We start from the raw sequence: 10,465 nt of genomic DNA, 5'->3' as shown, positions 1-10,465 counted from the left end.
TCCTGCGCCTGTGGGCCGGGACCACCGCCTCCGGGCTCGCCACCTGGGCCCTGCCGGCTTCGTCCTCGAACTGGGCCGGCGTACACCCGCTCGCGGCAGGGACCGCCTCAGGGGTCAGCCCCGCGACGGGAGCGAAAACGGAGTCCGGTGGGACGGGCGGCGGGCCCGCGGGCCGGGCCGCAGCAGCAGCGAGAGCACGACCGCGGACACCAGCACCGAGCCGATGAAGGTCGCGGTCAGCGTGTAATGCCCCGGCCCCAGCGCGAAATGCGTCAGATACGCGCCGAACAAGGCCCCCAGCACCCCACTGACCAGCACCACCCGCCGGGAGGGCAGCCGGGGCGCGAGTGCTCGGGCGGCGGCCGCGGACAGGCCGAGGCCCAGGAGGGCGGAGCCGAGCACTTCCCACAGCACCATCTGGTCTCTCCCCTGCGTCGGTCGATCCGGTCAGTGCGGTCCTACCCGAAGCGGAAGAAACGGAAACGGCCCGGTGGGGTCAACCACCGGGCCGTTTCGGACAGTTCTCAGAGCGCGCCGAAACCGACCTTGCGCGTGGCCGGCTCGCCCAGGTCGATGTACGACAGACGGTCGGACGGCACCAGGACCTTGCGGCCCTTGCTGTCGGTGAGGCTCAGCAGCGGCACGTTGCCGGACAGAGCGGCGATGACGATGCTCTCCAGCTCCTCGGCGCTCAGGTCGCTCTCCAGCACGATCTCCCGGGGTGCGTGCTGCACGCCGATCTTGACCTCCACGGCTTTGTCCCTCCGACGATCCGGTTCGCGCGATCAGCCGCGCCGTACGCGGACCACATTAGCCCGGAGAGGGGACACGGATCGCGCGCGGCGGACATGCTCGCAGCGAACACCGCGCCCGCGGTCCGTCCCGGTCACGCCTCCGTGCCGTGCAGCGGGAAGCCGGCGATACCGCGCCAGGCCAGCGAGGTCAGCAGGCCCACCGCCGTCTCGCGGGCGACCGGGCTCTCGCTCGACAGCCAGTAGCGCGCCACGACCTGGGAGACCCCGCCGAGGCCCACGGCCAGCAGCATGGACTCGTCCTTGGACAGGCCCGTGTCCTCGGCGATCACCTCGGAGATGGCCTCGGCGCACTGGAGCGAGACCCGGTCCACGCGCTCGCGCACCGCCGGCTCGTTCGTCAGGTCGGACTCGAAGACCAGCCGGAAGGCGCCGCCCTCGTCCTCCACGTACGCGAAGTAGGCGTCCATGGTCGCGGCCACGCGCAGCTTGTTGTCCGTGGTCGACTCCAGCGCGGTGCGCACCGCGTGCAGCAGCGCCTCGCAGTGCTGGTCCAGCAGCGCCAGGTACAGGTCCAGCTTCCCGGGGAAGTGCTGGTAGAGGACCGGCTTGCTCACCCCGGCGCGCTCGGCGATGTCGTCCATCGCCGCGGCGTGGTACCCCTGGGCGACGAAGACCTCCTGGGCCGCGCCCAGCAGCTGATTGCGCCTGGCGCGGCGCGGCAGTCGCGTTCCCCGCGGGCGCGCTGCCTCGGTCTGCTCGATGGCTGTCACGCCGCCTCCCACTTTCTGTTCGGAACACAGGCGCTCTGCGCCGCGCCGCCATCGTACTTTTCGGTAACCGAATCTGGAGGGTTCCGGCCGAGTTTTCTCGACGTACGGACCGGCCGGAGGCGCTGGTCAGCGGTCGGTCAGCGGTAGTCGTCCTCGTCGAGCGGCACCACCCGCGCCTGCTCGGCGGCGTCCCCGTCCGCGGCGTCGTCCGGCCCGGCGCCGGTGAGCGGGTCGTCCTCGCCCGGCCGGAGCTCCGCCCGCTGCTCCGCCACGTCCGCCTCGGGCGCCTCGTCGTCGAGGGATTTCGGAAACGGCTCCCGGAAGGTGTCCGGCTCCGCAGGGTCGACAGTCATGTGCCGCTCCCCTCGCTTCCTCTGCTCACTTACGAGCCTAGGAGGATCGGGATCGCACCGCTATGCGTACGGAACCGCGATGTGTCTGTGACCGCGAACACAACAAGTGGAGCGTGATCCTCTCGTAACATTGCCGCATGTCTTCGACCGAGCCGCCGGGTGTGCGGTCCACCGCCGAACCGTCCTCCCCGGGAGGCGCGGCCCGGCCGGCCGACGGAGAGCGGCTGCGCACCGCCCGCCTGCCCGGACTGGAACTCGCCGTCCGGTCCCGCCCGCCGCGGCGCGCCGATCTGCCCCCGGCCCTGTTCGTGCACGGCCTGGGCGGCTCCTCGCAGAACTGGACCGAGCTCATGGCCCGGCTGGAGGGCACCGTCGACGGCGAGGCCCTGGACCTGCCCGGCTTCGGCTGGTCCCCGCCCCCGGCCGACCGGGACTACTCCGTCACCGCGTTCGCCCGCGCCGTCATCCGCTATCTGGACTCCGCCGGGCGCGGCCCCGTCCACCTCTTCGGCAACTCCCTCGGCGGCGCCGTCTCCACCCGCGTCGCCGCCGTCCGCCCGGACCTCGTCCGTACCCTGACGCTGGTCTCGCCGGCCCTGCCCGAGCTGCGCGTGCAGCGCTCGGCCGTGCCGACCGCGCTGCTCGCCCTGCCCGGTGTGCCCGGCCTGTTCAGCCGGCTGACCCGCGGGCTCACCGCGGAGCAGCGCACCCGGGGAGTGACGGGCCTCTGCTACGGGGACCCCTCCCGGGTGACGCCCGAGGGCTTCGCCCGCGCGGTCCAGGAGATGGAGCGGCGGATGGCCCTGCCGTACTTCTGGGACGTGATGAGCCGCTCCTCGCGCGGCATCGTCGACGCCTACACCCTCGGTGGCCAGCACGGACTGTGGCGGCAGGCGCAGCGCGTGCTCGCCCCGGCCCTGCTGGTCTACGGCGGCCGGGACCAGCTGGTCTCGTACCGCATGGCCCACCGGGCCGCCGCCGCCTTCCGGGGCTCGCGGCTGCTGTGCCTGCCCGAGGCCGGGCACGTGGCGATGATGGAGTACCCCGAGGTGGTGGCCGCCGCCTTCACGGAGCTGCTGCGCGACACCGACGCCGGGGCTGCGGACCGGGACACCGAAGAGGGCAGGGGCTGAACACCGTGGGACGACACAGCCGAAAATCCGCGGCGCCGGTTCCGGACAGCGCTCCGGCACCGGCGCCCGCCGCGGCGCGCCCGGACCCCTTCGGGTACGAGGACCCCTTCGCGCCCGACCCGCTCGCCCGCGATCCGTTCGCCCATGACCCCTTCGGCGACGACGTCTTCGGCAACGGCGCCGTCCGCGGCGACACCGCCGCGCACGCCCGCCCCGCGGACCGCCGCCCCGGGACCGGCCCCCTGGGCGAGGACGACCCCTTCGCCGGGTGGCCCGAGCCGACCGTCACCCACCAGGGGTACGCCTCCCAGGACCGCCCCGGCACCCGTCCCGCCGGCCACCCCCAGCAGCACGAGCCCGGCGGCGCCCGGGGCTCCCGGCCGGACTCCCTGTACGGGGACTGGCGCGGGGTGCCGCGCCCGCGCCCGGCGGCTCCCGCCGCGCCCCGGGACAGCGACACCCCGGCCTTCGGCACGCCCGCCGTGGGCTTCCCGCAGGTCACCCTGACCGCGCGGGTGCCCGGCCCGGACGACGCCGACCGGGCCTCCACCGGCGCGCACCCCGTGGTGCCCGGCCCGCTGGTGCCCGGTCCGATGGTGCCCGGTCCGCGCAGACCGGCCGAGGCCATACCGGCCGCCGGGCCCGCCGCCGCGGAGTCCGACGCCGAGGCGGACACCGGGACCGACGCCGAGTCCGCCGCCGGGCCCGTCGCGGAGAAGTCCGGCCGCGGCCACCGCGTCCGTACGTACACCGGGATGGCCGCGGCCGCGGTCACCACCGTCCTCGCCGTGGTCGTCGCGGGCCAGACCTTCCTCGACGGCGGCACCGACGACACCGCCGCCGGGGCGCCCGCCGCCGCCGGCCGGGAGCGGACCGACGCGGCCGCCTCCCGCTCCGACGGCCGTCCGACCCCCAACGGCGGCGTCGCCGCCGCCCCCGTCGCCCCGTCCGCGGCGGCTCCCGCGCCGGAGCTGACGTACGAACAGCAGATGGCGCTCCAGCTGCCCCTCGACGCCAAGCTCGCCGGGCCCGGGACCTTCGACACCGTGCCCGGGGTCGCCAAGGCCCCCGGCAAGGGCCGGGTCGTGCGCTACCGGGTCGACATCGAGCAGGGCCTCGGCCTGGACGCGCAGCTCTTCGCCGAGGCCGTGCACCGCACCCTCAACGACGACCGCAGCTGGGGCCACGGCGGCACCAAGACCTTCGAGCGGGTGCCGGGCGGGCAGTCCGACTTCGTCATCACCCTCGCCAGCCCCGGGACCACCGGCGTGTGGTGCGCCAAGTCCGACCTGGACACCACCGTCGACAACGTCTCCTGCGACTCCGCGCAGACGGAACGCGTGATGATCAACGCCTTCCGCTGGGCGCAGGGCTCCGCCACCTTCGGGCCGCAGCAGATGCTCGCCTACCGGCAGATGCTCATCAACCACGAGGTCGGCCACCGGCTCGGCAACGGCCATGTGAACTGCCGCACCCCCGGCTCCCTCGCGCCGATCATGCAGCAGCAGACCAAGTCCCTGAACCTCAACGGGATCCAGTGCAAGCCCAACCCCTGGGTGTTCCCCGGGAATTGAGCAGCGGCCGCGGACCCGCGTTGACAACCCGTCCGATCATCGGCAATGGTTCTCCGCATGTCGCAGCACCACACCATGACCGCGAGCGCCGCCATTGAGCTGGCGCTGCTTGGTGTGACCGCGCACAGCGTGGCCGACATCCTCTGTCGCTGACGCCGGCCCGACCGCGCAGCGACCCTTCCGTCCTTCCGTGACGCCGCCGCGCGCCCGGGCATTCCTCTGCCCGCGGGCGCGGCCTTCCTCCTTCCTGCCCGGTGCCGGTCCGGCACCGCCGCCGATCGCTGATCGCTGCCTCTCGCGTGGCCTTTTCCGCCGTTTTTCCTTCCTTCACGCCGAGAGGTCCCTTTCCGATGGCCCGTCAGTCCCACATATCGCGCCGCGCCACCGCGGTCGCCGTCAGCCTCGTACTGGCCGGGGGCGCCGCGGCCTGCGGGCCCAAGGACGCCGCGGACCGGGCGGGTTCGGGCGACAGGCCCGGCGCCGCCGGGACCCCGCAGAAGGGCGGCACGCTGACCGTCCTCAACTCCGAGCCGCAGAACGACTTCGACCCGGCCCGCCTCTACACCTCGGGCGGCGGCAACGTCCCCTCGCTGGTCTTCCGTACGCTGACCACCCGCAACCGGGAGGACGGCGCCGCCGGCACCAAGGTCGTGCCCGACCTGGCCACCGACACCGGGCGGGCCAACGCCGACGCCACCGAGTGGACCTACACCCTCAAGGACGGGCTGAAGTACGAGGACGGCTCCCCGATCACCACCGCCGACATCAAGTACGGCATCGAGCGCTCCTTCGCCGCCGAACTGTCGGGCGGAGCCCCGTACCTGCGGGACTGGCTGGTCGGCGGGGAGTCCTACGAGGGCCCCTACAAGGACGGCGGCAAGGGGCTGGACTCCATCGTCGTGCCCGACGCGAGGACCATCGTCTTCAAGCTGCGCAAGCCCGAGGGCGAATTCCCCTTCGTCGCCACCCAGACGCAGTTCGCCCCCGTCCCCAAGGCCAAGGACACCGGCGCGAAGTACGAGGAGCACCCCGTCTCCTCCGGCCCGTACAAGGTGGTGAAGAACGACAACGACGGCGAGCACCTCACCCTGGAGCGCAACGAGCACTGGGACGAGAAGACCGACGAGGAGCGCAAGGCGTACCCGGACCGGATCGACGTCCGCTCCGGGCTCGACGCCGCCGTCATCAACCAGCGCCTGACCACCAGCGCCGGCCCCGACGCCGCCGCCGTCACCACCGACACCAACCTGGGACCGGCCGAGCTGGCGCAGATCGGGGACAACAAGGAGCTGGCGGGGCGCGTCGGCACCGGGCACTTCGGCTACGTCAACTACCTGGCCTTCAACCCGAAGGTGGCGCCCTTCGACAACCCGAAGGTCCGCCAGGCGATCTCCCACGCCATCAACCGCACCAGCGTGGTCAACGCCGCCGGCGGCTCCGCCCTGGCCGAGCCCGCCACCACCTTCCTGCCCGAGCGCGAGGCGTTCGGCTTCACCCCCTACGACCACTTCCCGGCGGGCAGGACCGGAGACCCGGCCAAGGCCAAGGAACTGCTCAAGGAGGCGGGCTTCCCCGACGGCCTCACCGTCACGCTGACCCACTCCACCGCGCAGAACCGCCAGACCAGCCCCGAGGTGGCCACCGCCGTGCAGCAGGCGCTCGCCGCCGCCGGGATCACCGTCAAGCTGGAGGGCCTGGAGAACAACGCCTTCAACGAGCGCCGCTGGGACGCCGCCAACACCCCCGGCTTCTTCCTCTCCCGCTGGGGCGCCGACTGGCCCTCCGGCGGCCCCTTCCTCGCCCCGATCTTCGACGGCCGGCAGATCGTGACCGGCGGCTCCAACTACAACCACGCGCAGCTCAACGACCCGGCCGTGAACGCCGAGATCGACGAGATCGCCAAGCTGACCGACCTCGCGGCGGCCGGTAAGCGCTGGGGCGCCCTCGACAAGAAGATCGGCGAGCAGGCCCTGACCGTGCCGCTCTTCCACCCCGTCTACAAGCGGGTGGTCGGCAAGGAGGTCAAGAACGTCGTGATCAGCGACTGGACCGGGGTCCTCGACGTCTCGCAGGTCGCGGTCAAGTGACCCTCGCCCTCGAACGGTCCGCGCCGGCGCCCGGGAACATCCCCCCGGGCGCCGGCGCCGGACGCCGGGTGTGGCGGCGGCTGCGCGGGCGGCCCTCCGCCGTCGCGGCCGCCGCCGTCCTGGCCCTGCTCGTCCTGCTCGCCCTCGCCGCACCCCTGCTCGCGCAGCTCACCGGCCAGGACCCGAACGCCTACCACGACGACCTCGTCGACTCCGCCCGCGGCGGGGTGCCGACCGGCGCCTTCGGCGGGATCTCCGCCGAGCACTGGCTCGGCGTGGAACCGGGCACCGGCCGCGACCTCTTCATCCGCCTCGCCTACGGGGCGCGGATCTCGCTGCTCGTCGCCCTCGGCGCGGTCGCCGTGCAGATCTGCGTCGGCGTCGCCGTCGGACTCGCCGCCGCGCTCGGCGGGCGGATCGCGGGCCAGGTCATCGGCCGGTTCACCGATGTGATGATCGCGCTGCCGCTGCTGGTCATCGGTATCGCCCTCACCGCCGTCGTCCCGCCCGGCTTCCCCCGCCCGCTGCTGCTCATCCTCATCATCGGCCTGCTCGACTGGGGCGGCACCGCCCGGATGGTGCGCGCCCAGGCCCTCGCGCTGCGCGGGCTCGACTTCGTCGACGCCGCCCGGCTCTCCGGCAGCGGCCGGCTGCGCATCGCCCGGCGCGAGCTGCTGCCCTCGCTGGCCGCGCCCGTCATCACGTACGCGGCGATCAAGGTGCCGACCGCCATCGTGGCCGAGGCGTCGCTGTCCTTCCTGGGCGTCGGCGTGAAACCGCCCACCCCCTCCTGGGGGCAGATGCTCTCCGGCGCGCAGACCTGGTTCCGCGCCGACCCGGCCTACGTCCTGCTGCCCGCCGGGCTGCTCTTCGTCACCGTGCTCGCCTTCACCGTGCTGGGCGACGCCGTCCGCACGGCCCTCGACCCGCGCGAAGGCTCCCGCCTGCGGGTCGGCACCGGAAAGGAGCGCAAGGGGTGACCCGCTTCGTGCTCAAACGGATCGGCGGCGCACTGTTCGTGCTGCTCGCGCTGTCCGTCATCGTCTACTCCCTCTTCTACCTCGCCCCCGGCGACCCCGCCCGCCTCGCCTGCGGAGAGCGCTGCAACCCGCAGCAGATCGCCCAGGTCCGCGAGCAGCTCGGCCTGAACGACTCCTCCGTCACCCAGTACCTGCGCTTCCTCCAGGGCATCGTGGCCGGACGGGACTACTCCGCGGGCGCCGGGCTCGTCCTGCACTGCGACGCCCCCTGCCTCGGCTTCTCCTACCAGAACGACCAGCAGGTCACCGGGCTGCTCCTGGAGCGGCTGCCCGCCACCCTCTCGCTCGCGCTGGGCGCCCTCGCCATCTGGCTGCTGGTCGGCGTCGGCACCGGGCTGCTCTCCGCGCTGCGCCGCGGCGGCCTCACCGAACGCGCCCTGACCGTCCTCACCCTCGCCGGGACCGGCACCCCCGTCTTCATCCTGGGCCTGCTGCTGCTCATGGCCGTCTGCGCCCACCTCCAGTGGCTGCCCTTCCCGACCTATGTGCCGCTCACCGAGGACCCCGAGCAGTGGGCCTGGAACCTGCTGCTGCCCTGGCTGACCCTCGGCCTCTTCGAGAGCGCCAAGTACGCCCGGCTCACCCGCAGTTCCACCCTGGAGACACTGGCCGAGGACCACATCCGGACCTTCCGCGCCTACGGGGTGGGGGAGCGGGCCCTCGTCACCCGGCACGCGGCGCGCGGCGCCGTCGCCCCCGTGATCGCCCTCAGCGCCGTCGACTTCGGCACGATGATCGGCGGCGCCGTGCTGACCGAGTCGCTGTTCGGGATCCCCGGCCTCGGCAAGACCCTCATCGACGGGGTCCGCGTCGTGGACCTGCCCGTCGTGGTCGGCGTCGTCCTCGCCATCGGCGCGGCCGTGGTCCTCGCGGGAGCCGTCGCCGACCTGCTGTACGCCGTCGCGGACCGAAGGGTGGCCCTCGCATGAGCCCGGCACTGGTGGACGTCAGCGGCCTCGTGGTCGACTTCCCCGTGGGCGGCGCCGACGGATACGTACGCGCCGTGGACGGGGTCTCCTTCACCCTGGAACCCGGCCGCGCCCTCGGCATCGTCGGTGAGTCCGGCAGCGGCAAGTCCACCGTGGCCGCCGCCCTCCTGGGACTGCACCGCGGTACGGGCGCCCGGCTGGCCGGCACCGTCCGCGTCGGCGGCACCAACGTGGCCGCGGCCACCCCGGCCGAGCTGCGCCGGCTGCGCGGCGGCACCGCCGCCATGGTCTTCCAGGACCCGCTCAGCTCCCTCGACCCCTACCACGCCATCGGGGACCAGATCGCCGAGGTGCACCGGATCCACTCCGGCGCCTCCCGGCGGGCCGCCCGCGCGGTGGCCGTCGGCGTGCTGGAGCGCGTGGGCATCGCGGACGCCGCCCGCCGCTCCCGCGCCCGGCCCCACGAGTTCAGCGGCGGCATGCGGCAACGGGCCCTCATCGCCATGGCCCTGGCCTGCGCGCCGCAGCTGCTGATCGCGGACGAGCCCACCACCGCCCTCGACGTCACCGTGCAGGCGCAGATCCTGGACCTGCTGCACGGCCTGCGCGAGGAGCGCGGCCTCGGGCTGCTGCTCGTCACCCACGACGTGGGCGTGGCCGCCGAGAGCGTGGACGAACTGCTCGTCATGCGGGACGGCTCCGCCGTCGAGCACGGGCCCGTCCACGAGGTCCTGGCGGCGCCCGCCGAGCCCTACACCCGGGCCCTGCTGGCCGCCGTACCGCGCCTGGACGCGCCGCGCACCGGGGTCCGGGCGGCGGCGGCCGGGGGCCCGCCCGTCGTGGAGGCCGAGGGACTGCGGCGCGGCTTCGGCCGCGGGCGGCGCCGCGTCGAGGCCGTGGCCGGGGTGTCGCTCGCCGTCCGCGCGGGGGAGACCCTGGGCATCGTCGGGGAGAGCGGATCGGGCAAGAGCACCCTCGGGCGGATGCTCGTCGGCCTGGTCCGCCCCGACTCCGGGCAGGTCCGCCACCGGGGCGTGCCCGTCACCGGGATCGCGGACGGCGTGCAGATGGTCTTCCAGGACCCGGCCTCCTCCCTCAACCCGCGCCGCTCCGTCGGCGAGTCCGTCGCGGACCCGCTGCGCGCCGCCGGGGCCCGGGACGAGACCGCGATCCGGGCCCGCGTCGGGGAACTCCTGCGCCGCGTCGGACTGGAACCGGAGCACTACGACCGCTACCCCCACGAGTTCAGCGGCGGCCAGCGCCAGCGGATCGGCATCGCCCGCGCCCTGGCCCCCGAGCCGCGCCTCATCGTCTGCGACGAGGCCGTCTCCGCCCTCGACGTCACCACGCAGGCGCAGGTCACCGCACTGCTCGCGGAACTCCAGCGGGAGCTGGGCCTCGCGCTGGTCTTCATCGCGCACGACCTCGCCGTGGTCCGGCAGGTCAGCGACCGGGTCGCCGTCATGCGGGCCGGCGAGATCGTCGAGGAGGGCCCGGTGGACGAGGTGTACGAGCGCCCCGCGCACCCCTACACCCGCCGGCTCCTCGCCGCCGTCCCGGCCCTGGACCCGGGGCTCGCCGCCGAGCGCCGCAGCACCCGCCGGGAGGCTGTGCCCACCGCCTGACGCCGGGCCGTCCGGGGCAGTACTTCTAGCGTGCTCGAACGCGAACCGTACGGGAAAGTTACGACTCTTCACCCCTTCCGGTGGCGCGACGGACAACCGTCCGTCGCGCCTTCGGCATATCCGCTTGAGTTCTCCCGCGGCGGATCGCCCGACCGTCCGCGACCGCCTCAACGGCAGACCGGGAGACAAGGGGGGTGCC

11 protein-coding genes are annotated in these 10,465 nt (G+C 74.0%); 7 read left to right on the top strand and 4 right to left on the bottom strand.

Translation table 11 applies throughout. The features are described from left to right. Positions 1-114: 114 nt before the first annotated feature. From ABZ873_RS04565 to ABZ873_RS04550, 4 genes are all read right to left on the bottom strand, one after another. Entirely contained in the window at positions 115-414 is a 300-nt protein-coding gene (locus ABZ873_RS04565) for a hypothetical protein (RefSeq protein WP_360865058.1), read from the bottom strand. 110 nt (positions 415-524) lie between these two features. After that, the gene (locus ABZ873_RS04560) at positions 525-752 is read right to left on the bottom strand and encodes a DUF3107 domain-containing protein (RefSeq protein WP_360865018.1); all 228 of its coding nucleotides are present in this window, start codon (positions 750-752) and stop codon (positions 525-527) included. 134 nt (positions 753-886) lie between these two features. Further along, entirely contained in the window at positions 887-1,525 is a 639-nt protein-coding gene (locus ABZ873_RS04555) for a TetR/AcrR family transcriptional regulator (RefSeq protein WP_360865015.1), read from the bottom strand. A gap of 137 nt (positions 1,526-1,662) precedes the next feature. Continuing rightward, a complete protein-coding gene (locus ABZ873_RS04550) occupies positions 1,663-1,878 on the bottom strand; it encodes a hypothetical protein (protein ID WP_360865012.1) in 216 nt (71 codons plus the stop codon). A gap of 137 nt (positions 1,879-2,015) precedes the next feature. Between ABZ873_RS04550 and ABZ873_RS04545 the strand changes: the two genes are divergently transcribed. The 7 genes from ABZ873_RS04545 (at position 2,016) to ABZ873_RS04515 (ending at position 10,266) form a co-directional block, all read left to right on the top strand. Continuing rightward, the gene (locus ABZ873_RS04545; RefSeq protein ID WP_360865008.1) at positions 2,016-3,011 is read left to right on the top strand and encodes an alpha/beta hydrolase; all 996 of its coding nucleotides are present in this window, start codon (positions 2,016-2,018) and stop codon (positions 3,009-3,011) included. A gap of 5 nt (positions 3,012-3,016) precedes the next feature. Beyond that, positions 3,017-4,585, top strand: coding sequence for a DUF3152 domain-containing protein (locus tag ABZ873_RS04540; protein WP_360865005.1), 1,569 nt, complete (start codon positions 3,017-3,019; stop codon positions 4,583-4,585). Between the two features lie 57 nt (positions 4,586-4,642). After that, the gene (locus tag ABZ873_RS04535) at positions 4,643-4,738 is read left to right on the top strand and encodes an Ms4533A family Cys-rich leader peptide (RefSeq protein WP_351301183.1); all 96 of its coding nucleotides are present in this window, start codon (positions 4,643-4,645) and stop codon (positions 4,736-4,738) included. Between the two features lie 197 nt (positions 4,739-4,935). Beyond that, positions 4,936-6,672 carry an ABC transporter substrate-binding protein gene (locus ABZ873_RS04530; protein WP_360865002.1) on the top strand — a complete coding sequence of 579 codons (1,737 nt, stop codon included), beginning with the start codon at positions 4,936-4,938 and terminating at the stop codon, positions 6,670-6,672. Next, positions 6,669-7,652 (top strand): ABC transporter permease, encoded by a 984-nt coding sequence (locus ABZ873_RS04525; protein ID WP_360864999.1) that lies wholly within the window; start codon positions 6,669-6,671, stop codon positions 7,650-7,652. Before ABZ873_RS04530 ends, ABZ873_RS04525 begins: the two co-directional genes overlap by 4 nt. Next, positions 7,649-8,641 (top strand): ABC transporter permease, encoded by a 993-nt coding sequence (locus ABZ873_RS04520; protein WP_360864997.1) that lies wholly within the window; start codon positions 7,649-7,651, stop codon positions 8,639-8,641. The genes ABZ873_RS04525 and ABZ873_RS04520 overlap by 4 nt, the downstream gene beginning before the upstream one ends. Then, a complete protein-coding gene (locus tag ABZ873_RS04515; RefSeq protein ID WP_360864994.1) occupies positions 8,638-10,266 on the top strand; it encodes an ABC transporter ATP-binding protein in 1,629 nt (542 codons plus the stop codon). The genes ABZ873_RS04520 and ABZ873_RS04515 overlap by 4 nt, the downstream gene beginning before the upstream one ends. Positions 10,267-10,465: the final 199 nt, after the last annotated feature.

Origin of the sequence: Streptomyces sp. NPDC047014 (assembly GCF_040644195.1) — a bacterium.
Lineage (GTDB): Bacteria > Actinomycetota > Actinomycetes > Streptomycetales > Streptomycetaceae > Streptomyces.
Note: the sequence above shows the minus strand (reverse complement) of the source record. Positions and strands in the feature narration are given on the sequence as shown.